The organism is Kitasatospora cinereorecta (genome assembly GCF_024172095.1).
Classification (GTDB): Bacteria; Actinomycetota; Actinomycetes; order Streptomycetales; family Streptomycetaceae; genus Kitasatospora; species Kitasatospora cinereorecta.
Genome location: NZ_JAMZDX010000002.1, coordinates 791807 through 815137, shown reverse-complemented (window position 1 = coordinate 815137; position 23331 = coordinate 791807). Strand labels below are relative to the sequence as shown.

Here is a 23331-nt window from a genome sequence, read left to right as displayed (position 1 = left end):
CGAGGCACGACGGCGAGGCATGCCCGGGCGGAGAGGACGGTGCTGCGGAGGAGTTCAGGGGTGGATGGGGCGGGGAGTGAGGGACGTCACCGGGGGGCGTTTCCAGGTCGGGTGCCGGCATCCGGTGAGCAGACATTAGAGCGCCGCACCCGGAACCCCGCCATTGGCGGGATCTCCAGGTGCGGCGCAAGCCTTCGGGCGTCCTGTTCGGAGGATCCGACAGGTGACGCGCCATCGGCGGGATGGCCTACTTTTCAGCTGTGCGAAACGGAAGTTCCACCTAGTGGAATCGAAACCGCTCAGTAGCCGCGCCAGTGGGAGCCGTAGCCCCGGGCGGCGGCCATCTTGTCCATGCCGCCGTAGGTCGCGTCGCAGTAGCGCGAGCTGGCGATGAGGTTGTCCACGGGGTTGCGGATGTCGGTGTGGCCCGGCAGCGCGTAGACCCGGAAGGTGGGCTGGATCATCTGGGTCAGCCCGATCGACGGGGTGCCCGACTTGGCGTTGGAGTCCCAGCCGTTCACCGCGCGCGGGTTGCCGGTGGACTCGGCCATGGCGGTGGCGTACATCGCCTTGTAGGACGGGACCGGCTTGCCGTTGGCGGCCAGGATGTCGCGGGCCTCGCGGATCCAGCCGTCCAGGTTGTTGGAGTACGAGGGCTTCTGCGGCTGCGGCTTCGGCTGTGCGGGCTGCGGCTGGGGCTTCGGCTGCTCCGGCTTCGGCTGCGCGGGCTGCGGCTGCGCCTGCTGCTGCGGAGCCTGCTGCTGGGCCTGGTCGGGCTGGGCCTGCGGCTGCGGGGCCTGCTGCTGCGGCTGGGGCGCCTCCGGGCGGGCCTCGCCACGGCTGGCGACATCCTCCGCGGCCGGCGCGACGGCCGGGGCCTGCTGGTCCGCCGGGGCGGCGGCCGCCGGGGCCGACGCGGCGGGAGCCGGCGTCGGGTCGGCGAACGCCTGGCTGACCGGCAGCAGCGTGCCCATCAGCACCGCGCCGGCCACACCCGCGCCCAGCACGTAGTCGGGCATCTTGTGGTGGCTCAGTCGCGGCATGGGCACTCGCTGGAGCCCGTGCTTGATCCGTCGCATGTCCGAATACCTCCGAGATGTCGTCCAGGTCACAGACCGCCCGGATGGACACATGCGAAGGCCCCGCGCACTGTGCGGGAGTCCTCGGTCCGGGACGGCCGGGCCCGGCGGCAACCCTGCTCACCGGGCGCGCAGGCCGCGTCATCACGCGGTCGGCTGCGCCGTGGCACCCGATCGGAGAGCTCATGCCTGCAGCTCGGGGCGCCTCAACAGATGGTGCGTGAGGCCCCGGGGCGGGGCAACCACCCCTCCAAACCCGGACAAAACGCCTCATTCAGGGCGAACGTCGGTACACGGAACATGAATTGACGGACCGTCGGACCGGGCCGGAGCCCCCCGCTATGAAGAAGCTCACAGGGTGTGGGCTGGGTCTCAAACAGCCGTCGGAGGCTCAAACTCGGGGTTTTTCGACCGCACTTCCCGGCGCCGGGGTGACCGCTGCCACGTCGACGGTCCGTGCCCGCGCGGCCGCGACCAGTGAGATCAGCACGGCCAGCGACGCCACGACCACGCAGGCCGCGGTCGCGTGCCAGTACGCCGTGCGGTGCCCGGCCACCCCGGCGGTGGAACCGCGCAGATAGATGCCGGACACCGCGGACACCCCGACCGCCGCCGCGATCCGCTGGGACATCTGCAGGATGCCGCCCGCCACCCCGGCCGCCTCCGCGGGGGCGTGGCGCAGCACGAAGGCCTGGTTGGGCGCGACGATCAGACCGGTGGAGACGCCCTGCAGCAGCTGGGTGCCGGCCAGCACGAAGGGCAGCGGACCGGCGGGCACCCACAGCGCGGCCAGTCCCCCGGCGAGCAGCGCGGTGCAGGACAGGGCGAGCCCGGCCGTGACGGCGCGCTGCCCGTACCGCTGGACCACCCGGCCGGCCTGCGAGGAGGTGGCGGCCATGGCGAGCGCCGCGGGCAGCGCGACGGCACTGGCGGCCAGCGCGGACAGGCCGAGCCCGTCGCGCAGGAACATGGTCTGCACCAGCGACCAGGCGATCGAGGTGCCGAACTGGGCCATCGCCACCGTGGTGCCGAGCGCGTACGGGCGGGACCTGGCCAGCGCCGGGTGGACCAGCGGATGCCGGCCGGAGCGGGCGTACCGCCGCTGCCAGCCGGCGAACAGCAGGGCGACGGTGAGCGCCCCGGCCGCGAAGGCGGCGCCGCCGAGCATGCCCGGCGGCCGGATGAAGGGGAGCATCACCAGCAGGGTGAGCACGCCGACCAGGACCAGGCCGACCCCGTCCAGCTCGGAGTGGCGGGCGCTCGGGCGCGGCGGCGGCAGCCAGCGCACCGCCAGCACCAGGGTGATCAGGCCGAACGGCGCGCTGAGCAGCAGGGTGAGCCGCCAGCCGAGCTCCGGCCCGGCCGCGGCCAGGATCAGGCCGCCGAGCGGCGGGCCCAGCGCGGCGGACAGGCCGCCGGTGAGGACGTACAGGCCGAGGGCGCGGGCCCGCCGGGTGCCGGTGAAGACGTCCTGGAGGGTGCCGATCATCTGGGCGTTGACCAGGCCCGCACCGGCGCCCTGGAGCAGCCGGGCGGCGACCAGCATCCAGGCGCTCTGGGCGGTGCCGGCCAGCGTGCCGACCGCGGTGAACACGGCCAGGCCGGTCACGAACAGCCACTTGCGGCCGCGGACGTCGCCGAGCCGCCCGCCGGGGACCAGCGCCAGGCCGAAGGCCAGCGAGTAGCCGGCCACGATCCAGGCGATCTGCCCCGAGTCGGCGTGCAGGGCGTCCCGCACGTCGGAGATGGCGATGTTGAGGACGGACTGGTCGAGCAGGGTGGTGAAGCCGGCTGCCATGCAGACGGCCAGCACCCGCCGGCCCGAGGGGGCGGAGGAGGGTATCGGCACATCCGGGAGACTATCCGCGTCCGATCGACCGTGAACCCACCGACCGACCGAGGTCCGATGCCCACCCTGCAGCCCCTGCTGGCCGCGTTCGCCCCGATCTGGGTGCTCACCGCGGTCGGCTACCTGGTCAGCCGTACCGGACTGCTCGGCGAGAGCGCCGAGCACGTCCTGGGCCGGTTCGTCTTCCTGGTGGCGATGCCGGCCGCCCTGTTCACCATGGTGGGGCGCACGCCGCTGGGCGCGTTCGCCAACACCTCGATGCTGGCCTTCGCCGCCGGCACCCTGCTGGCCTCCGGGCTGGGCCTGGCCGCCGCCCGCTGGGTGTTCGGCCGGGAGAGCGCCGACCAGGCGATCAGCGGAATGGCGGCCGGGTACGTCAACTCCGGCAACCTGGGCATCCCGGTGTCGGTCCAAGTGCTCGGGGACGCCTCCTTCGTCGCCCCGGTGCTGCTCTTCCAGGTGCTGGTGGTCACCCCGCTGGTGCTCGCCGCCCTGGACGCCGGGACCGGCGGCGAGCGGCGACCGCGGGCCTGGATCCGGCGGGCGCTGATGCTGCCGCTGCGTAATCCGATCATCCTGGGCGCCGGGCTCGGCGCGGTGGTCTCCGCCACCGGCTTCCACGTGCCGCAGCCGATCGCCCACCCCTTCGAGCTGCTGGGCGGTGCGGCGGTGCCGACCGCGCTGGTCACCCTGGGCATGTCGCTGCACGGCCGATCGACGGCCGGGGCGGCGGGTCCGCGGGCCGAGGCCGGGGTCGCGGTCGCCATCAAGACGGTGGTCCAGCCGCTGACCGCGCTGGCGGTCGGGGCTCTGGTGCTGCACCTGCCGACCCACCAGCTGCTCGCCGTGGTGCTGCTCTCCGCGCTGCCGACCGCGCAGAACGTCTTCACCTACGCGCGCGAGTACGGCGTCGGGACCGCCCTGGCCCGGGAGTCGGTGCTCGGCTCGACGCTGCTCTCGATGGCGACGCTGTCCGGGATCACCTGGCTGCTCGGCCCGACCGCCCACTGACACACCCGCCCCCGGCTCGGGGTATCAGCGGACGGCCGCCACCAGCGCGTCGTCCACCGAGCGCCAGAGGATGCCGGCCTCCCGGAAGCCCGCCTCCACCAGCTGGGCGGTGTGCCACTCGGCCGGGTGGGACTCCCCGTCGGCGTGCGAGCCGTAGAGCGCGAAGCGGGCCTCGACGTGCTCGGCGAGCGCCGGCTCGGCCGCGGCGGCGGCCCACCACTCCTTCCAGTCGAGGACGCCCTCGGCCCGCTCCCGGGCCTGCCGCCGCTCCTGGAACACCCGGTCCACAGCCGCCAGCAGCTCGATCCCGGCCTGCGGGGCGTGGTCCGCGTTGAGGAAGACGGCGCCGGGGGCGAGCAGTGCGGCGAGGTCGCCGTACAGCCGGACCAGATCGTCGGTGCGCAGCCAGTGCAGCGCGGTGGCGGTGACCACGGCGTCGTACGGGCCGGGCGGCAGGCGGTCGGCCCAGGCCGGGTCGGTCAGGTCGGCGGTGACCAGGGTGAGCCGCGGTTCGGCGGCGAAGTGGCCGCGGGCGATGGCGAGCAGCGCCGGGTCCTGGTCGACGCCGACGCTCACCGCCCCGGGGAAGCGGGCGAGCAGCCGCTCGGAGATCGAGCCGGTGCCGCAGGCCAGGTCGAGGACGCGGGGCGCCGGGCCGGCCAGCGCCTCGACGGTGTCGAGCATCACCCTGAACCGCTCCTCGCGGTCGGGCAGGTACCACTGTTGCTGGCGGTCCCAGCTGCGCTGCCAGGCGTTCCAGTCGGTCATCCCGCACCCCGTCTCGTAATAGGCGATCACGCCTTTCGATGGTTACCAATCTAGCCATCCGGCCGTAATGCTCGCAAGTGCCTGGAGACCATTACTTCGCGGGCCGCCGCGCCGCTCCCGTAGAGTTCGCCGGTACAGACGGAGCGAGCGAGGACATCCGCGGGCATGAACGCTGAAGAGATCGACTACGGCAAGGGCATCGACCCGGATCGCCTTGAGCTCTGCCTCAGCGTGCTCGCCGAGCTGGACCAACTGCACGTCGACCACCCCGACGCGATCACCGTCCGGCTGGCCGTGGGCGGCCTCTTCCGCACCCTCAAGCAGCGCCGCCGCCAGGAGACCCGGGCCCGCAAGACCGCCAACGACCGCGCCGTCACCTCCCGGACCGCCACCGGCGCGCCGGGCCGGATCGACGACGAGACCGCCGGCGCCTTCGGGCTCACCACCGAGACCACCGCCGAACTCGCCGGGATACTCGAGCGGCCCCGGTCCTGCTACACCTGCAAGCAGCGCTACGTCGAGGTCGACGCGTTCTACCACCAGCTCTGCCGCAACTGCGCCGCCCTCAACAGGTCCCGCCGGCACGCCCGCGCCGACCTCACCGGCAAGCGCGCGCTGCTGACCGGCGGCCGGGCCAAGATCGGCATGTACATCGCGCTCTGCCTGCTGCGCGACGGCGCCCACACCACCATCACCACCCGGTTCCCGGGCGACGCCATCCGCCGCTTCACCGCGATGCCGGACAGCGCCGAGTGGATCCACCGGTTGAAGGTCATCGGCATCGACCTGCGCGACCCCGCCCAGGTGCTGGCGCTGGCCGACGAGGTCGCCGCCGACGGCCCGCTGGACATCCTGATCAACAACGCCGCCCAGACCGTCCGCCGCTCCCCCGCGGCGTACAGCGAGCTGATCGCCGCCGAGTCCGCCCCGCTGCCGGCCGGCGAGCTGCCCGCCTCCACGGTGATCGGCCGCTTCGGCAGCGGCGCGGTGGACGTCCCCGCGCTGCCCGGCCAGGCCGCCCGCACCGACGAGCGGCTCACCGCCGACGAGGTCACCTCGCTCGCCCTGGTCACCGGGTCCGCCTCGCCGGCCCGGATCGCGGCCGGCACCGCAATCGACGCCGGCGGCCTGGTGCCCGACCTCGCCCCCAGCAACAGCTGGGTGGAGACGGTCGAGCAGGTCAGCCCGATCGAGCTGCTCGAGGTCCAACTCTGCAACTCCACCGCGCCGTTCATCCTGATCAGCCGGCTCCGCCCGGCGATGGCCGCCTCCCCGGCCCGGCGCAAGTACGTCGTCAACGTCTCCGCCATGGAGGGCGTGTTCAGCCGCGGCTACAAGGGCGCCGGCCACCCGCACACCAACATGGCCAAGGCCGCGCTCAACATGCTCACCCGCACCAGCGCGCAGGAGATGTTCCAGAGCGACGGCATCCTGATGACCGCCGTCGACACCGGCTGGATCACCGACGAGCGGCCCCACCCGGAGAAGATGCGGCTGCACGAGGAGGGCTTCCACGCCCCGCTCGACCTGGTCGACGGCGCCGCCCGGGTCTACGACCCGATCGTCCGCGGCGAGGCCGGCGAGGACCTGTACGGCTGCTTCCTCAAGGACTACAGCAAGGCGGCCTGGTGATCGGTGCGCTGGTCGGGGCCGGCGTCATCGTCCCCAGCACGGACGGGCGGTCGGTCCTGATCGGCCGCCGCACCACCGCGGGCGAACCGCCCACTTGGAGCCTGCCCGGCGGCAAGGTCGACCACCCGGGCGAGTCGTTCGAGGAGGCGGCCGCCCGCGAACTCGCCGAGGAGACCGGCATCGTGCTGCCCGCCTCGGGGATGCAGGTGCTCGCCGTCCTGCTCGACCACGAACTCGGCCGGACCCGGCTGACCGCCGCCGTCCTGGCCCCGCCCAGCGACGCCCCCGCGGAGGTCACCGAGCCACACGCCTGCGCCGGCTGGGAGCGCCTCCCGGTGGACGCGCTGCCCGAGCCGATCTTCTACCCGTCCGCGCAGGTCCTCGCCAGCTGGCTGCCCGGCCACCCGGCCCCGGACGGCACCCACCGCTACCCGATCGCCCGACCCATCGCCCGACCCATCGCCTGACCGGGCGTCAGCCCGGCTCCGGCGTGCAGTCAGCGCGCCGCCCGGCCGGTCAGCAGGGCGAAGGTCCTGGCGTACGAGCTGCCGCGGTCGACCCGGGGCCAGTCCAGGCCGGCCAGCACCCGGGAGGCCGCCTGGTGGTGGCGTCCGTCCACCCGGACCTCGGCGGTGTCCACGCCCTCACCGCTGCCGAAGTGCACGGCCAGGCCGATGAGTTCGTCCCGCTCGACGGCGCCGTCCAGCGCCGGGGCGAGCCTGGGGAGCAGAGGGTTGGCGAGCATCCAGTCCTGCACGGCGTTCTGCCGCTCGCCGGTGCCCCACGCCACGATGCCGCCGTGGATGGCGTGCCGGCCCGGGAAGCCGTCCTGGTCGCGCGGATCGACATGACCGGCGAACCGCCCGCTGTGGGCGTGGAGTTCGAGCACGGTGACGGCCGCGGTGGCGGCCCAGACCTCGATCCCGCGGCGGACCGCGGCCTCGTCGCCGCCGAAACCGACCAGGCAGTCCGGCACCGCGGGGCCGTCCGGGCGGTCGGCGTCCGGGAGGAGCACCAGGTCCAGGCGGAGCGGATCGTCCGAGTGCGGCCCGTCCGGGTACGGACCGTCCGGGTGCGGGGCCCCGAGCCGTACCGCGATCGACTGCGGCCCCCTGGCCAGCCCGTCGGCCACCGTCCAGTCCTGGCTGCTCAGCGCCGCCAACTGCTCGGCCACCAGGGTGAGTACGACCTGTTCGGGCAGCCGCTCGGCCCGACGCTCCGACCGGCGGGCAACGCCCACCGCGTCCCGCAAACGTGATCCCCATCCCATCCCGCACACCGTAGTGGTGGGCCGCCGGGCCGACAAACCGCCCACCGCGGCGATCCCGCCATGTCACAGTGTTGCCCCGATCCCGGGGGCGGCCGATGAGCCGGTAGTCGTTGTCGGCTTCGATGTGTATCGTCGCAGTGCGCGATCAGTGAACACTACGCGGGCAACCTGGGGGCGGCAATGGCGGTGGAGTTACCATCGGAGCTGCAGTTCGTACTCAATCTGCTGGGGATCCACTGGCCCCAGGCCAACGAGGACGAACTGAACAAGCTCGCTGACCAGTTGAAGAAACTGGCGTCAGCGATCGATTCCACGCAGATGGCCGGCGACAAGGCGCTCAAAACGCTCGGCGAGGTCTACCACGGCGACGCCGCCGACAAGCTCGCCGAGATGTGGTCCGGCTACGCCAAGTACTCGGGCATCGTTGTCGAGGCCTGCGAGACCGCGGCCAAGGTGCTCAACGCGGCTGCCGTGGTGATCGAGGTCTGCAAGGGCCAGACGATCGTTCAACTGGTCAACATCCAGGCACAGTTGGCGGCATCGTCGGCGACGTTCGGGATCAGCACCGCGGCCGTCATCGCGATGGGCCGCGAGATCATCTCCAAGATCCTGGACGCGGCCGTCGGCCAGCTCGGCCAGATGATCGCCCGGCCGATCGCCGACCTGGTGGACAGCGCGGTCAAGCAGGTCACCGGCACCGCCCCGGCGAGTTCCAGCGGCCAGGGCTTCGGCCTCGACATGGCCGCGATGGCCGCCTGCGCGGCCGAACTGCGCCGCCACGGCGACGACATCGACGCCCACGGCAATTCCTTCCGCCGGATCGTCGACAGCCTGGATGTCGGCAACCCCAGCGACATGTTCGGCAAGATCGCGGTCGAAGCGGCCAAGCAGATCGCCCAGGCCGTCGGCCAGGAGATCCTCAACCGCCTGCTCGGCAACTACCGCGGGACCGCCGACAAGATGGACACCGTGCTGCACCGGCTCGGCGACCAGGAGGACTCGCACCTTCGGGAGATGAACGCGATCGGCTCCCACACCGCCTCGCCGCTCAGCCCGCTGAAGCTCGCCGGCGGCGTCGCCGCCACGGCCGCGGCCGGCCACGGCGACCCCGGCCTGTCCGCCTTCGACAGCCTCCGTCCGCACCTGCCCGGCGGAGGCGGCATCGGCGGTACGGGCGGCCACGGCGGCCTCGACGGCGCCGGGTTCGGCAGCAAGCTCGGTGTCCTCGGCGGCGTGCACGCCGGCCAGGCCGGTGCGGGCGGCCACGGGGGCGGCCCGGACCTCGGCTCCGGCGGCGACCACACCGCCGCCTCCGGCCAGCAGCTCCGACTCGGCGTCACCCCCGGCAGCTTCGCCGGTGGCAGCGGCGGCGGCAGCCGCGGCAACCGGATCCCGGCCCAGACCGACCTGTCCGAGGCCGGAGGCGGCAGCCACTCCGGCAGCACCGCCGGCAGCAACGGCGTCGTCGGCGCGACCGGCAGCGGCACCCGCCAGGCCAGCGCGCCGCCGCCCGGCATGATGGGCGGCATGATGGGCGGTGCCCACTACGGCGGGGGCGGCCACGGCGGCGGCTCCGGCGGCGGTCAGGTCCGCGCGGCCGCGGGCGCCCAGCGCGGCCGCCGCCGCGACGAGGACGACGAGGAGAAGCGCTCCGACGCCCCCGTCGGCGAGAACCCCGAGGACCAGGACGGCGACCCCGGAGACCACCTCCGCAACCTCGGGCACTTCCAGCCGCCCCACACCGAGGAGTATCTGGCGGACTGACCCGCCCTCCCCCGGCCGCCCCCACCACGGGGGCGGCCGGCCCGTTCTCCGGCACGGCCGCTTCCGGGACGGCCGCTTCCGGCACGGCCCGTGCGCCCCGTCAGCCCGCCCACGGCAGCCGCACGGCCTCGATCTCCTCGTCGCCCAGCAGCGCCTCGACGAGCGGTGCCGGGCCGGCGACCTTGGTCGCCCACAGGTCGTAGTCGGTGCACAGGACCCATGAGCCGTCCGCGGCCCAGAGGTTGGACGGGCTGAAGGAGACCTCGGGATCGTCGTACAGCAGCCCGGCATCGCCGAGGCGCCCCGCCCGCACCCGGTGGTCGTCGACGTCGACGGTCGCGAACATCAGTGGGGTCCAGTAGGCGAGGCAGGGCGTCGCCGGGCCGTCCGGGCTGTGCTCGGTGAGGACGGCGATCAGGCGGTTCCAGGTCGCCCGGTCCAGGCTCCCCTCGGTGGGCGGCACGATGCCGAGCGGCCAGCTGCCCGCCTTCCTGGCCAACGGGAAGCAGCGGTGGGACGGCAGCGAGCCGTCGGGCACCAGCGGGTCACCGGTCCGGCGGGCGAGTTCCGCCCAGCGCAGCCGCCGCCAGGCGGGGCCGGGGTGCTCGGCGCGGCCCAGGCCGCCGCCGGTCGCGACACCCACCGCGTCGAGGTCGATCCCAGCCACGACCCGCGGCCGGACGCTCCCGTCCGCGATCCGCGCGACGCGGTGCTCGTGGTGCGACACCTCGCCGGGGCCGCGCTCGCGCTCGTCCATCGCGTTGAACACCCACGCGGCGTCGCAGGCAGCCCAGGCGGCATGAAGCCGGTCACCCCGCCCCCGCACACACCCGGCGGGCCACCCGGTCGCGCCGACCGGCGGGCACACGGCCGTCATCCCGGCCGCTCCCGCGCTCCGACGCTTCGGCCTCACCCGGCCGGAAGGGCGGCGGCGAGGACGGCGGCGACGGTGCGTTCGAGTGCCGGCCCGGTGGGCGGGCCGGCGTCGCGATCGGCGAAGAGCAGGTGGCCGGCGCCGATCAGGGTGGGGGCGAGGGTGTCGGGTTCGGCGTCGGGGACGAGACGGCCGAGCTCGCGTTCGGCGGCGAGGTAGCCGGCGATCATCGCGGTGGCTTCGGCCAGCAGCGGGATGCCGGTGGACCCGGCTTCGCGCAGGCGGGCCCGGAGGGCGTCGCGGGTGATGACCAGGCCGACGACGGCGACCGCGACCGAGCCGAACAGCTCGGTGAGGGCGCCGACGAGGTTGCCGGTGACGGTGGCCGTCCCGACGGCGGCGCGCAGGGCCTGCGCCTGCTGCCCGATCCGGCCGATGCGGTCCTGGACCAGGTCGGCCAGGAAAGCGTCGAAGTCGGCGAAGTGCCGGTGCAGGACGCCCTTGGCGCAGCCGGCCTCGGTGGTGACGGCGCGGCTGGTGAGGGCGCCGGGACCGTCCCGCAGCAGGATGCGTTCGGCGGCGGCGAACAGCTGCTCGCGGGCGTCGCGGATGGCCACTCCGGTCGGCACGGGCGGGCCCCTTCTTCTCGGTCCGGTGGCGCCCGATTGACGAGTGGGCGCTTGCCCACTCATAGTGGGCGCATGCCCACTCTACCTCCGGAGGGCACCTCGCCCTCCCCTCGCGCGTCTCGTCAACTCCGCGAGCTGGCCGAGTCGTTCGGCATCGATCCGGAGCGCTACGACCGGGCCAGGCCCGACTATCCCCGAGCACTGATCGAGGCGGTCACGGCCGCCGCCCCCGGACCCGACCTGCTCGACGTCGGCATCGGCACCGGCATCGCCGCCCGGCAGTTCGAGGCAGCGGGCTGCCGGGTCCTCGGCGTCGAGATCGACCCCCGGATGGCGGCCTGGGCCCGACAGCGCGGCCACCGGGTCGAGGTCGCGCCGTTCGAGGACTGGGATCCGGCCGGACGCACCTTCGATGCGGTGGTCTCGGCACAGACCTGGCACTGGGTGGACCCGGCCGCAGGCGCGGCGAAGGCCGCCGAGGTGCTGCGCCCGGGCGGCCGCCTCACCGTGTTCTGGAACGTGGACCAGCCGCCACCCGAGCTGGCGGCGGCCTTCGCCGAGGTGTACCGCGAGGTCCTGCCGGACTCCCTCGGCGCCCGCCGCTGGCAGGCCACCTCCGGCGGGTACGAGGCACTCGCGGAGCGGGCGGCCGAGGGGATCCGGGCGACCGGCGGCTTCGACGAGCCGGAACTGTCGCGGTACGCCTGGGAGCGGGACTACACCCGGGAGGAATGGCTCGACCAACTGCCCACCACCGGCGCCCACACCCGCCTGCCCGCGGAGGTGCTGGCCCGCGTACTGGCGGCGGTCGGAGCCTCCCTCGACGCGGCCGGCGGCGGGTTCCGGATGCGCTACACCACCCTCGCGGTCACCGCGGCCCGCACCGCGGGCCCCTGAATGCCCCCGGCCCGGGGTCGGGCGCACCGGGTGGGCGCGGCCCCACCCCGGGCCGGGGGCGGACCGCAGCGGCGCAGCCGGGGCCGGTCCGGGTCTTCGGACCGGCACCGGGGCGCCGTCAGTTGACGTACACCAGCGGGCTGCCGGCCTGGCTGGTGTCGGCGACCGGGCCGTAGTGGGCCGTGAAGTAGCCGTCGCCCGGGCAGAGTCCGGAACCGCCGCTCTTGACGAAGTGCTCGTTGACGAAGGTCAGGCTGTGCGCGGCGTTGTCGGCGCTGCCGCTGAACGCGCCGCTGAGCTGGTACGAGCAGGTGAGCGTGCCGAACCAGCTGTTGAGCACCGCGGTGGCCTGGATCGCGCCGGCCGAACCGGCGGTGATCGCCACCGGGTTGCCGGCCGAGTCCGCGACGGCGACCTGGTAGGGCAGGTTGCCGACGGTGAGGCTCTTCACCGAGATCACCCCGGTGACGTTGCTGGTGCACGAGCTGAAGGTCTGGCCGGTCAGCGACTCGCTCGCCGTGCCGGGCGCGGCCGGGTTGGCCGTCACGGTGGCGGTGAACTGCGAGGCGGCGCAGGTGACGCCGGTGCTGCCGGTCGCGGTGGAGTAGAACGTGGCCTTGGTGCCCGAGACGAGCGGCGCGGCCAGCGAGTCGCCCACCGCCACCGCGCTGCCGCCGGCGCTGCCGGCGGTCAGCACCGCCGGGTCGGCCAGCGGCTGCGCGGCGGCTGCCGGCAGGGCGGGGACGGCGGCCAGGGCGACCGCCGCGAGGGCGGCGGAGGTGGCGAGCCAGGTACGGGTACGCATGGGGCTCCTCGTTTCATCAGGTGGGGGTGAGGAGGTCAAGTACGTTGACTCCGGCCGGAGTTGGCTGTGCAGGTACCCGTAATGGGTTGTAGGCGGAATGTGTGTCCGCGTCAAGAACCTGCGCGGGCTTTGCTGACAGAAAGTCTCACACCGTGGGGCGGTCGTGGGCTGCGGCCGGGCACGCCGCAGGCCGGCCCGCACGGGGCCGACCTGCGACGGAGGGGCGGGAGACCGCCATAGACCGCCGTCGCCGCTCAGGCCGGTCCGAAGGTCCGCCGCAGCACCGCGGCGAGCGGCTCCGGGTCGAGCGGGTGGACCCGCCCGGCGAGGTAACCGTCCGGCCGGATCACGAAAGCCTCGGGGTCGCGGGCGCCGTATCCCGTCCGGAACGCCTCCCGCTCGTCGTGGACCACCGGCAGCGCCGGCCCGTCCCCCGCCGGCTCGTCCCCCGCCCGCCCGGGCGCCAGCACCACGTACACGTCCAGCGCGCCGTGCGCCGCCTCCCGGGCAGCCGCGGCGCACCGCTCCAGCAGCCCGTCCGCCGCCGCCCGGCCGGCGTACAGCAGCAGGGTGTGGCGGGGGCTGCGGAGCAGGTCGAACAGCCGCTGCGGGAAGGCCGCCAGCGGCTGGGCCAGCCCGGCGCAGTCGGGGGCCCGGTCGCCGGGCCGCACCGGCAGCCCGTCCGAGCCACCCACATCGTCCTGCGAGACCAGCGGGCTGTCCGGGTAGCCGATCAGCAGCTGCGCCTCCCGGATCAGCGCCCGCTCGACGCCGTCCCCGGCGCCCGCGCCGTCCTCGTCCCGGCCGGTGTCCGTCCGCGCGTGCCGGACGGTCCGCCCGACCACCTCCTCCCCGACCGGCCGGCGCTCGGCGTCGTAGCTGTCGAGCAGGGCCGGGCCGGCGGCACCGCGCAGCACCAGCGCGAGCTTCCAGGCGAGGTTGTACGCGTCCTGGACGCCGGTGTTCAGGCCCTGGCCGCCGGTCGGCGGGTGGATGTGGGCGGCGTCCCCGGCGATGAACACCCGCCCCTCGCCGTAGCGGTTCACGATCCGGTGGCTGATCCGGAAGACCGAGGACCAGCGCAGCGCGGAGAGGCTCGCCGGCCGCGGCGCGAGCCGGTCGACCACCGCCTGGAGGTGGGCGAGCTCCGGCCGGCCGCCGGCGTCCAGCCCGTGCGCCACCCCGCCCGGCCCGCCCGGCCCGCCCGGCTCGCGGACCAGGTCCGGGGCGGCGATCGCGGACAGCCGGTAGCGGCCGCGGCCGGGCAGTGGGACGGCCACCAGCAGGTCGTCCGGCCCGCTGTCCGCGGCGTGCCGGACCACGCGCAGCGCGTACCCGGCCGGCAGGTCCCAGTCGACCTCCACGTCGCCGAGCATGTACGAGTCGGCGAACGCGCCGCCGCCGAAGTCCAGCCCCAGCCCCTTGCGCACCGCGCTGTGCGCGCCGTCGCAGCCGACCAGGTACCGGCAGCGCAGCCGCTCGACGCCGCCCGGCGTGCGCAGCTCGACATCGACGCCGTCCGGGTCCTGGGCGAAGGAGACCAGTTCGAGGCCGCGCTCCACCCGGGTGCCGTACGTCGCGAGGTGCCCGGCGAGCAGCTCCTCGGTGGCGTACTGCGGCAGCGCGGCGAAGCCGTACGGCACCTCGGGCGGCAGTTTCAGCTCGACCCGCGGCTGCTCCCGGCCGTCGATCCAGGTCAGCTGGCCGCGCAGCGGAAGCGCCTCGGCCAGCGCCTGCCGGGCCAGGCCCATGGTGTCCCACACCTCCAGGGTGCGGGGCTGGACGCCGACGGCCTTCGCGTAGTGCTGCGGGGCCGCCAGCCGGTCGACGATCCGGCAGTCGGCGCCGTGCCGGCGCAGCTCGGCGGCCGCGGTGAGGCCGACCGGGCCCGCACCCACGACCAGGACGTCCACGTCGACCACGGCAGCCTCCTTCGGGCGGGGCCGTCCCCGCCCGTCCAGCCTGCGCACCCCGGCGCGGGCCCGCCACTCGCGGTCCGGGCGGGCCGGTGACGCACGGTCAGCGCCCCGGCCGAACCGACAAGTGCGCCTGCGGCGCCACCGCCCACGCGCGTCGCTCACCCGTGCGAGCGGATTGTCAGTGCAGGTCGGGATGATGGAGGCATGAAGGACGAAGCCGCCCTGGTCTCCCCCGCCGCCTACGCCGACGCCGTCGCGACCGCCGTGCAGGCGTCCGCCGCCTACTACGCCGACGGCAGTACGCCGCTCGGCGACGACGAGTACGACGCCCTGCTGCGCGCCATCGAGGCGTACGAGCGGGAGCACCCGCAGGAGGTGCTGCCCGACTCGCCCACCGGCAAGGTGGCCGGCGGCGCCGTGACCGGCGACGTCCCGCACAGCGTGCCGATGCTCTCGCTGGACAACGTCTTCTCCGCCGAGGAGCTGGCGTCCTGGGCCGAGGGCCTGGAGCGCCGGCTGGGCCGCCCGATCGAGGCGTGGTGCGTGGAGCCCAAGCTGGACGGTCTGGCGGTCGCCGCCCGGTACCGGGCCGGTCGGCTGCAGCAGCTGATCACCCGCGGTGACGGCCTGGCCGGCGAGGACATCACGCACGCGGTCGACGCCGTCCTCGGCATGCCCGAGCGGCTCGCCGAGCCGCTGGATGTCGAGCTGCGCGGCGAGGTGCTGCTCACCCAGGAGCAGTTCGACCACGCCAACCAGGTCCGGATCGCGCACGAGCACACCCCGTTCGCCCACCCGCGCAGCGGCGCCGCCGGCACCCTGCGCGCCAAGGACCGGCCGTACCGGATCGAGCTGACCTTCTTCGCGTACGACGCCATCGGCCTGGACGCCGCGCTCGGCCACACCGCACTGCTGGAGCGGATCGCCGCTCTCGGCGCCAACACCGCCGCCACCACCGCGGCCCACCCGGCCCGCTGCGCCACCGTCGAGGAGGTGCAGCAGCGGGTGGACGCCATCGCGGGGCTGCGCAGCGAGCTGCCGTTCGGCATCGACGGTGTGGTGATCAAGGCGGACTCGGCGGCCGACCAGGACCAGGCCGGTTCCGGTTCGCGCGCCCCGCGCTGGGCGGTCGCCCGCAAGCTCGCCGCCGAGCACAAGGTCACCCGGCTGCTCGACGTCGAGTGGAACGTCGGCCGGACGGGCATCATCGCCCCGCGCGCCGTCCTGGAGCCGGTCGTCATCGACGGCGTCACGGTCACCTACGCGACCCTGCACAACCCGGCCGACATCACCCGCCGCGGCCTGATGCTCGGCGACCAGGTGTTCGTCTACCGCGCCGGCGACGTGATCCCGCGCGTCGAGGCGCCGCTGGCCGACCAGCGCACCGGCGAGGAGCGGCCGATCGTCTTCCCCGAGGCGTGCCCGCGCTGCGGGGACGCGATCGATGCCAGCGAGCAGCGCTGGCGCTGCGTCCGCGGCCGCAACTGCCAGGCGGTGGCCAGCATCCGGTACGCGGTCGGCCGCGACCAACTCGACATCGAGGGCCTCGGCGGCACCCGGGCGGTGCAGCTGGTGGAGGCCGGTCTGGTGACCGACGTCGCCGACCTGTTCACGCTCACCCGCGAGCAGTTGCTCGGGCTGGAGCGGATGGGCGAGACCAGCACCGACAAGCTCCTCGCCGCGATCGAGACGGCCCGCAGCCGTCCGCTCAACCGGGTCTTCTGCGCGCTGGGCGTCCGCGGCACCGGCCGGACGATGTCGCGGCGGATCGCCGCGCACTTCGGGTCGATGGCCGCGATCCGGGCCGCCGACGCCGAGCGGCTCGCCGAGGTCGACGGCATCGGCACCGAGAAGGCCCGGGTCGTCGTGGCGGAGCTCGCCGAACTCGCCCCGGTGCTGGAGAAGCTGATCGCCCAGAACGTCGGCACCGCCGAGACCGAGCCGGCCGCCCCCGTCTCCGGAACCGCTGGTCCCGCCGGAACCGCCGGAACCGCAGGAACCGACGATGCGTCCGCCGCCGAGGCCGGGGAGCGCGCGGGCGGGCCGCTCACGGGCGAGGCCGTGGTGGTCACCGGCAGCATGACCGGCCCGCTCGCGGCGCTCTCCCGCAACGAGATGAACGAGCTGATCGAGCGCGCCGGCGGCAAGGCGTCCTCCTCGGTCTCCAAGCGGACCACCCTGCTGGTGGCCGGCGAGAAGGCCGGCTCCAAGCGGGCCAAGGCGGAGGAGCTGGGCATCCGGATCCTCTCGCCGGAGGAGTTCTCCGCCCTGGTCGGCGAGCTGCTCGTCTGAGGTCCCGATCGGGATTACCGATCTTCGGACCGGAACCGCCCCGGCGGCCGCTACCGTCTGCCGTGGAGACGGCACGGCTTCGGCACGGCCTCGGCCCGGCTTCGGGCACCGCTTCGGGCAGGCGAGAGGAACGGCAGCGTGGAGGCACTCGGGTCCGCGGACCCTCGGCAGGTGGGCGAGTACCGCCTGCTCCGCAGGCTCGGCGCGGGCGGGATGGGCCAGGTCTTCCTGGGCCGGACCACCGGCGGGCGCACGGTGGCGGTGAAGACGGTCCACCCGCACTTCGCCGCCGACCCGGAGTTCCGGCTGCGCTTCCGCCAGGAGGTCGCGGCCGCCCGCCGGGTCGGCGGCCGCTGGACCGCCCCGGTGCTGGACGCGGACACCGACGGCGAGCAGCCCTGGGTGGCCACCGGCTACGTCGCCGGGCCCGCGCTCGGCGCGGCGGTCCGCGAGTTCGGGCCGCTGCCGGCCGCCACCGTCCGCTCGCTCGGAATCGGCCTGGCCGAGGCGCTGGCGGCGGTCCACGGCCTCGGCCTGGTCCACCGCGACGTCAAACCGTCGAACGTCCTGCTGGCCCTGGACGGCCCGCGGCTCATCGACTTCGGCATCAGCCGGGCCCTGGACGCCGCCACCTCGCTCACCCGCTCCGGCTACGTGGTCGGCTCGCCCGGCTACCTCTCCCCCGAGCAGGCCGAGGGGCAGAGCGCCGGCCCCGCCTCGGACGTGTTCTCGCTCGGCGCGGTGCTCGCGTACGCCGCCACCGGCGTCGCGCCCTACGGCGCAGGCGTGTCCACGCCCGTCCTGCTGTACCGGGTCCTGCACGAGGAGCCGGACCTCGGCGGGCTCGACGACGGGCTGCGTGCCCTCGTCACCGCCTGCCTCGCCAAGGACCCGGCGCAGCGCCCCACCCCGGAGCGGATCCGCGAGCAGCTGGCGGCCGACGACCCGGCGGCGGCCGGGCGGCTGACCGAGCGTGACTGGCTGCCCGCCGGGATCGCCGGCTCGCTGGCCCGCCTGGCGGTCGAACTGCTCGACCTTGACACCGAGGCCTCCGCCGTTCCTCCCACCACCACCGGGCCGTTCGCTAACGAAGCACCCACCGATGGCAAGGCCGTCCCGCCGGCGCCGGGCCACCAACCCACCGTCACGGCCACCCCGACGCCGCACGCCCCGCCTCAGCCCCAGCCGCTGCCTCTGCCCCCGCCCGACCCGCAGCCCACCGGCGCGAGCGCGGTCACCACCGCCCCCGCCCCGCTGCGGCCCGGCACCCTGCGGGTCACCCTGGTCGCCGCCGTCGTGCTGGCCGCCGTGGTGGCCGGTGCAAGCGTGTACCTGTCGACCGACCACAGCACCAACGCCAACAAGGGGAAGCCGGCCAACCACAACCGCACCACCGCCGCCACCGACCCGGCCTCGGCGACACCCGAACAGGACTCCGCCTCCGCCTCCCCCATCCCGCAGACACTCGGCGGTACGGTGCCCGCCACGTTCATCGGCACCTGGCAGGGCCGCCTCTCCAACCAGCAGTCGACCGTCGACGCGGACTTCACCATCACCGTCACCCAGGGTCAGAAGGGCGAGGCGGTCGGCTCCATCCACAACAACACCGGCGCCGGCACCCGCTTCTGCGACTCGCTGGCCAACCTGGTCTCCGCCGGCACCGACCGCATGATCCTCAAGACCCGCCCGATGAGCGTGCTCACCGGCTGCGTCGCCGACCCGCACGAACAGGTCTACTCCCGCAACGCCGACGGCAGCCTCCACCTGACCGTGGGCGGCTACTCCGGCGATCTGGCGAGGAAATGACCGCCCTCCACCCATGCGCCCCCGCCCCCACTGGCGCACAGTAGGGACATGGGTTTCCGCGCTCCCGCACTCCACAACGAGGAGCCCTGGCGGCGGAAGACGGCGCTGGTGCTGATCCCGCTCGCCCTGATCGTCGTGATCGTGGTGATCGACCTGCGCTCGCCCACCTCGATCCACCTCGGACCGCTGCTGGTGATCGCGCCCGCCCTCACCGCCTCCTTCGGCGGCCCGCTGCTGGCCGGCCTGATCGGCGCCCTGGCCGTCCTCGCCCAAGTGCTGATCGCCGGACTGCACGGCGGCCTCACCACCAGCAACCACCTCGCCCAGATCGCCGCCCTGACCGTGCTCTCGGCGCTGATCGTCGCCTTCACCGCGGTCCGCGAGCACCGCGCCAAGCAGCTGGCCCGCGCCCAGTCGGTCGCCGAGGCCGCCCAGCGAGCCCTGCTGCGCCCGCTGCCCGAACAGATCGGCCCGCTGCAGATCGCCACCCTCTACCTCGCCGCCGACGACGAGACGCAGATCGGCGGCGACCTGTACACCGCCACCCGGGCGGGCAGCTCCACCCGCATGATCATCGGCGACGTCCGGGGCAAGGGACTGGCGGCGGTCGGCGAGTCGGCGCTGCTGGTCAGCGCCTTCCGGCTGATCGCCCCGCAGTACCGGCAGCTGCCCGACCTCGCCGCCACCCTGGACCGCAACGTGGGCCGCTACCTGGTCGACTTCGCCGAGGTGGGGGGCGACACCCCCGAGCACTTCATCACCGCGCTGCTGCTCGACCTCCCCGACGGCGAGGGCCTCGCCCACCTGACCAACTGCGGCCACCCCCCGCCGCTCCTGCTCCTGGACGGGCAGGCGGTACCGGTCGACCTCGGACCGAGCGCGCCGCCGCTCGGCGTGCACGGCCTCGGCGACGGCCACTACCCGTGCGACACCTTCCCGTTCGAGGAGGGCGCGACGCTGCTGCTCTACACCGACGGGGTGACCGAGGCCCGCGACCGCGCGGGCAACTTCTACCCCCTCGCCGAGCGCGCCGCCCGCTGGACCCGCTGCACCCCCGAGAGCCTGGTCCACCACCTCCACCGCGACCTGCTCGCCCACGTCGGCCACCGCCTCGGCGACGACGCCGCCGTCATCGCCATCCGCCGCACCGAGACCCCTCCGCTCCCCGACCCGACCCCCCACTGAGCCGCCGGGCCGGCCCGCTCAGACGTCCGGCCCCAGCGCGGCGTCGCAGACCTCGTCGACCAGGTCGCACAACGCGAGCAGGTCGGCGTTCCCGTACGCACCGACCGTGCGGTCCGCCTCCGGCCCGGTGAGCGCGGCCCGCAGCCGGCCGGCCTGGACCCGCCAGTACTCCTCGAGGTTCGCCCGGTTCCACGCCCGAAGGGCGGCGGCGTCCGGCGTGGCGCCCAGCGACCGGGCCGCGGGCCCGCGCAGGGTCCTCCCGTACTGGGCGAGCGTTGCCCGGATCACCGGCTCCTGCCGGTCGTGTCCGCGGTGGAACTCATCGCTGACGACGTAGGCCTGGCCCTCCCACCGGTCGTCCGGGTGCGGCGCCCCCGTCGGGAGCGGGATGTACACGGCGTCGGTGTGCGGCTGCGCGTCGCGCCGGATCTCCCGGTGCATCCGTTCCAGGGACGTCAGCTCGTCGTCGGTCAGCGGACGGGTCGTCAGAGTCAGCAGGTCGACGTCACTGCTGCCGTGCCGGTAGTCGCCGAGCGCGGTCGAGCCGCAGAGGTGGACGCTGTGCACGGTGTCGGCCGCGAGGCTCGTGGGCCGGGGTCCTCCGTTCGTGCCTGCGTGGATTCGGGTCGGGTGGGCACGATGATGCAGTCGGTGACGTCCAGCGCAAGGGAGCCTGAGACCATGTCCGCCGTCGACGCGGTCCTGCACGCCCTGTCCATCACCGGGTCGATGACCTGGGAGATCACCTGGGCGCTGATCCTGGGGTTCCTGCTGTCGGCGATCGTCCAGGCGGTGGTGCGCAAGTCGACCGTCGCCGGGCTGCTGGGGGACGACCGGCCGCGCACGCTGGGCGTCGCGGCGCTGCTCGGCGCGGCGTCGTCCTCGTGCTCGTACGCGGCCGTGGCGCTGGCCCGTTCGCTGTTCCGCAAGGGCGCGGACTTCACCGCCGCGATGGCGTTCGAGATCGCCTCGACCAATCTGGTGGTCGAACTCGGCGTGATCCTGGCGCTGTTGATGGGCTGGCAGTTCACCGTCGCGGAGTTCGTCGGCGGGCCGGTCATGATCGTCGTCCTGGCGGTGCTGTTCCGCCTCTTCCTGCGTGCCCGGCTGCTGGAGCGGGCCCGCGCGCAGGCGGAACGCGGGGTGGCCGGGTCGATGGAGGGGCACGCCGCGATGGACATGTCGGTGGCGGGCGAGGGCGGCTTCCGGCGCCGCCTGTTCTCGCCGGCCGGTCTGACGTCGACCTCGCACGTCTTCGTGATGGAGTGGGCGGCGATCTGGAAGGACCTGGTGGCCGGTCTGCTGATCGCCGGCGCCATCGCCGCCTGGGTACCGGACTCGTTCTGGCAGGCGCTCTTCCTGGAGGGCCACCCGCTCGCCTCGAAGATCTGGGGACCGCTGATCGGCCCGCTGGTCGCGATCGCCTCGTTCGTCTGCTCGATCGGCAACGTGCCGCTGGCGGTGGTGCTCTGGAAGGGCGGCATCAGCTTCGGCGGCGTGATCTCGTTCATCTTCGCCGACCTGCTGATCCTGCCGATCCTGCACATCTACCGGAACTACTACGGCCGCCGGATGATGCTCTTCATCCTCGCGACCTTCTACACGGCGGTGGTCGCGGCGGGGTACGTGGTGGAGATCCTGTTCGGCGCGCTCGGTCTGATCCCGGACCAGGCCGACGCCGAGGTGCCCACCGAGGGCGTGTCCTGGGACTACACCGCCTGGCTCAACATCCTCTTCCTGCTGGTGGCGGCCGCCCTGGTGGTCCGCTTCCTGCGCACGGGCGGCCGCGGGATGCTCCGGATGATGGGCGGCGCCCCGCCCCCGGCCGCTCCGACCGCGGACCACGCCGCCCACCACCCGTAGCGCTACCCGTGGGGACCGCCCGCGCCGAGGGTGACGTGCAGGCCGGGGCACTCCCAGTCGTGGGAGCGGCTGGCGCCGATCCCGAGGCAGGTCGGGCAGTCGGTGCGGGGCCGGGTGTGCGGCTGGTACCCCGTGCCGGTGCAGTCGGGACAGCTGGTCCTGGCGGCGCCGCAGACGCAGACCATGGCGGCGAGCTGCACTGTTGCGAGTACGTCGGTGTCGATCACGGGCGGTCTAACGACGCCGGTCCGAAGCGGTGACCCGCGGCTCGCGGATCTTTGCCAGGGCTTTGACCACGGCCACCCGACCCGCCCGACCCGCCCGACACCGTACGGGAGCCGGCCGCTCAGACGCCGATGACCTGCAGCGACACCCACAGGCCGAGCACGGCGACCACCAGGGTCCCGGGCACCGTGAGCAGGCCGAGCCGGGTGAACTCGCCGAGTCGCACCTCGGTGCCCTCCTCCCGGACGATCCGGCGCCACAGCAGGGTGGCGAGCGACCCGGCGTACGTGAGGTTGGGGCCGATGTTGACGCCGATCAGCACCGCCAGCACCGCGCCGGCTCCGGCGGGGGCGGCGAGCGGGACCAGGACGAGCGTCGCGGGCAGGTTGTTGATGACGTTGGCGAGGACGGCGGCGAGCGCGGCCAGGCCGAGCAGGGCGGGCAGCGAGGTGCCGTGCGGGACGAGGTGGGCGAGGCCGGCGGCGAGCCCGTTGTCGACCACGGCCCGGACCACGATGCCGAGCCCGAGCACGAAGGCGAGGAACGGCAGGGCGGCGGACCGCACGATGGCGGTCGGGGTGGTCCGCCGGTCGACGAGCGCCCGGACGGCGAGCACCAGGGCGCCGGCCAGCGCCGCCCAGGCCGGGGAGATGCCGAGCGCCGAGGTGAGGACGAACCCGGCCAGCGTCGCCGCCACCGTCACCAGGGCGAACAGCGGCATCTCCGGCGGGACGTCGCCGTCCGGCGCCGGGGCGTCCGCGTCCAGGTCGGCGGCGAAGAAGCGGCGCAGCACCAGGTACTCGACGCCGATCGCGGCGAGCCAGGGCAGGGTCATCAGCGCGGCGAACCGGGTGAAGGCCAGGCCGCTGGCCTCGAACGCCAGCAGGTTGGTCAGGTTGGAGACCGGCAGCAGCAGTGAGGCGGTGTTCGACAGGTGGGCGCAGGCGTACAGGTGGGGTTTCGGGCGGGCGCCGAGCCGGGCGGCGGTGGCGAACACCACCGGGGTGAGCAGCACCACGGTGGCGTCCAGGCTGAGCACCGCGGTGACCACCGAGGCCACGACGAACACCTGCGCCAGCAGGCGGCGGGGCCGGCCGGCCGAGGTGCGGGCCATCCAGGCTCCGCAGGCGTGGAACAGTCCCTCGTCGTCGCACAGTTTGGCGAGGACCAGCACCGCGGCGAGGAAGCCGATCACCGGTCCGAGCCGCTGGGCCTCCTCGGCGGCGTGCGCCGGGGTGATGGCACCGGTGGCGATCACGATCCCCGCGGCCGGCACCGCGGCCACCGCCTCGGGCCACCCCCAAGGCCGGACCACGGCGCAGACCAGCACCACGAGCAGCAGGACGGCCGACAGGGTCTCGGCTTGGATCGTGTTCAGGACCTGCTCCAGAGGTGCGATGGCGATGGCGCCCCTTGATCGAACCAGACGTGCCGCCCGGCCGTCGCGCCGCCCCACGGCCTGC

Annotated in this window: 20 protein-coding genes; 9 read left to right on the top strand and 11 right to left on the bottom strand. The window is 74.4% G+C overall.

Features of this window, described 5'->3' with window-relative positions:
* Nucleotides 1-299: 299 nt before the first annotated feature.
* Together FHR36_RS10650 and FHR36_RS10645 are read right to left on the bottom strand one after the other, a co-directional pair.
* The gene (locus tag FHR36_RS10650; protein WP_253795951.1) at nucleotides 300-1079 is read right to left on the bottom strand and encodes a transglycosylase SLT domain-containing protein; all 780 of its coding nucleotides are present in this window, start codon (nucleotides 1077-1079) and stop codon (nucleotides 300-302) included.
* Nucleotides 1080-1470: 391 nt separating this feature from the next.
* The gene (locus tag FHR36_RS10645; RefSeq protein ID WP_253795950.1) at nucleotides 1471-2928 is read right to left on the bottom strand and encodes an MFS transporter; all 1458 of its coding nucleotides are present in this window, start codon (nucleotides 2926-2928) and stop codon (nucleotides 1471-1473) included.
* Nucleotides 2929-2985: 57 nt separating this feature from the next.
* Here FHR36_RS10645 and FHR36_RS10640 point away from each other — a divergent pair, with 57 nt between their 5' ends.
* Nucleotides 2986-3939: an AEC family transporter gene (locus tag FHR36_RS10640; protein ID WP_253795949.1), complete on the top strand. Its 954-nt coding sequence runs from the start codon at nucleotides 2986-2988 to the stop codon at nucleotides 3937-3939.
* Between the two features lie 24 nt (nucleotides 3940-3963).
* Here FHR36_RS10640 and FHR36_RS10635 read toward each other — a convergent pair whose 3' ends face one another.
* The gene (locus FHR36_RS10635; RefSeq protein WP_253796738.1) at nucleotides 3964-4707 is read right to left on the bottom strand and encodes a class I SAM-dependent methyltransferase; all 744 of its coding nucleotides are present in this window, start codon (nucleotides 4705-4707) and stop codon (nucleotides 3964-3966) included.
* Between the two features lie 165 nt (nucleotides 4708-4872).
* Between FHR36_RS10635 and FHR36_RS10630 the strand changes: the two genes are divergently transcribed.
* Complete coding sequence (locus tag FHR36_RS10630; RefSeq protein WP_253795948.1) at nucleotides 4873-6339, top strand: SDR family NAD(P)-dependent oxidoreductase; 1467 nt, start codon at nucleotides 4873-4875, stop codon at nucleotides 6337-6339.
* A complete protein-coding gene (locus tag FHR36_RS10625) occupies nucleotides 6336-6806 on the top strand; it encodes an NUDIX domain-containing protein (RefSeq protein WP_253795946.1) in 471 nt (156 codons plus the stop codon). The genes FHR36_RS10630 and FHR36_RS10625 overlap by 4 nt, the downstream gene beginning before the upstream one ends.
* Before the next feature lie 29 nt (nucleotides 6807-6835).
* Here FHR36_RS10625 and FHR36_RS10620 read toward each other — a convergent pair whose 3' ends face one another.
* A complete protein-coding gene (locus FHR36_RS10620) occupies nucleotides 6836-7609 on the bottom strand; it encodes a DUF6348 family protein (RefSeq protein ID WP_253795944.1) in 774 nt (257 codons plus the stop codon).
* A gap of 186 nt (nucleotides 7610-7795) precedes the next feature.
* Between FHR36_RS10620 and FHR36_RS10615 the strand changes: the two genes are divergently transcribed.
* On the top strand, nucleotides 7796-9373 hold the full coding sequence (locus FHR36_RS10615; RefSeq protein WP_253795942.1) for a WXG100-like domain-containing protein: 1578 nt from the start codon (nucleotides 7796-7798) through the stop codon (nucleotides 9371-9373).
* A gap of 100 nt (nucleotides 9374-9473) precedes the next feature.
* Here the strand turns inward: FHR36_RS10615 and FHR36_RS10610 are convergent, their stop codons facing one another.
* Entirely contained in the window at nucleotides 9474-10142 is a 669-nt protein-coding gene (locus FHR36_RS10610) for a hypothetical protein (RefSeq protein WP_253795940.1), read from the bottom strand.
* A 140-nt stretch (nucleotides 10143-10282) separates the two neighbouring features.
* Nucleotides 10283-10876 (bottom strand): TetR/AcrR family transcriptional regulator, encoded by a 594-nt coding sequence (locus FHR36_RS10605; RefSeq protein WP_253795938.1) that lies wholly within the window; start codon nucleotides 10874-10876, stop codon nucleotides 10283-10285.
* Between the two features lie 72 nt (nucleotides 10877-10948).
* Here FHR36_RS10605 and FHR36_RS10600 point away from each other — a divergent pair, with 72 nt between their 5' ends.
* Nucleotides 10949-11773: a class I SAM-dependent methyltransferase gene (locus FHR36_RS10600; RefSeq protein WP_253795937.1), complete on the top strand. Its 825-nt coding sequence runs from the start codon at nucleotides 10949-10951 to the stop codon at nucleotides 11771-11773.
* A gap of 118 nt (nucleotides 11774-11891) precedes the next feature.
* Here FHR36_RS10600 and FHR36_RS10595 read toward each other — a convergent pair whose 3' ends face one another.
* Nucleotides 11892-12578, bottom strand: a complete 687-nt coding sequence (locus FHR36_RS10595; protein ID WP_253795936.1) for a Tat pathway signal sequence domain protein — start codon at nucleotides 12576-12578, stop codon at nucleotides 11892-11894.
* 254 nt (nucleotides 12579-12832) lie between these two features.
* Complete coding sequence (locus FHR36_RS10590; RefSeq protein ID WP_253795934.1) at nucleotides 12833-14500, bottom strand: FAD-dependent monooxygenase; 1668 nt, start codon at nucleotides 14498-14500, stop codon at nucleotides 12833-12835.
* A gap of 201 nt (nucleotides 14501-14701) precedes the next feature.
* On the opposite strand from FHR36_RS10590, the gene ligA reads away from it, so the two are divergent.
* The 3 genes from ligA to FHR36_RS10575 all read left to right on the top strand — a co-directional run bounded on the left by ligA (nucleotide 14702) and on the right by FHR36_RS10575 (nucleotide 19780).
* Nucleotides 14702-16789, top strand: a complete 2088-nt coding sequence (ligA, locus tag FHR36_RS10585) for an NAD-dependent DNA ligase LigA (RefSeq protein WP_253795932.1) — start codon at nucleotides 14702-14704, stop codon at nucleotides 16787-16789.
* Between the two features lie 171 nt (nucleotides 16790-16960).
* Nucleotides 16961-18595: a serine/threonine-protein kinase gene (locus FHR36_RS10580; RefSeq protein WP_253795931.1), complete on the top strand. Its 1635-nt coding sequence runs from the start codon at nucleotides 16961-16963 to the stop codon at nucleotides 18593-18595.
* A 48-nt stretch (nucleotides 18596-18643) separates the two neighbouring features.
* On the top strand, nucleotides 18644-19780 hold the full coding sequence (locus FHR36_RS10575) for a PP2C family protein-serine/threonine phosphatase (protein ID WP_253795930.1): 1137 nt from the start codon (nucleotides 18644-18646) through the stop codon (nucleotides 19778-19780).
* A gap of 18 nt (nucleotides 19781-19798) precedes the next feature.
* On the opposite strand, the gene FHR36_RS10570 is transcribed toward FHR36_RS10575, so the two are convergent.
* Nucleotides 19799-20347 carry a nucleotidyltransferase domain-containing protein gene (locus FHR36_RS10570; RefSeq protein ID WP_253795928.1) on the bottom strand — a complete coding sequence of 183 codons (549 nt, stop codon included), beginning with the start codon at nucleotides 20345-20347 and terminating at the stop codon, nucleotides 19799-19801.
* A 114-nt stretch (nucleotides 20348-20461) separates the two neighbouring features.
* Between FHR36_RS10570 and FHR36_RS10565 the strand changes: the two genes are divergently transcribed.
* On the top strand, nucleotides 20462-21643 hold the full coding sequence (locus tag FHR36_RS10565) for a permease (RefSeq protein ID WP_253795926.1): 1182 nt from the start codon (nucleotides 20462-20464) through the stop codon (nucleotides 21641-21643).
* 2 nt (nucleotides 21644-21645) lie between these two features.
* Here the strand turns inward: FHR36_RS10565 and FHR36_RS10560 are convergent, their stop codons facing one another.
* Nucleotides 21646-21870: a hypothetical protein gene (locus tag FHR36_RS10560; protein WP_253795924.1), complete on the bottom strand. Its 225-nt coding sequence runs from the start codon at nucleotides 21868-21870 to the stop codon at nucleotides 21646-21648.
* Between the two features lie 119 nt (nucleotides 21871-21989).
* Entirely contained in the window at nucleotides 21990-23246 is a 1257-nt protein-coding gene (locus FHR36_RS10555) for an SLC13 family permease (protein WP_253796737.1), read from the bottom strand.
* Between the last annotated feature and the right edge of the window lie 85 nt (nucleotides 23247-23331).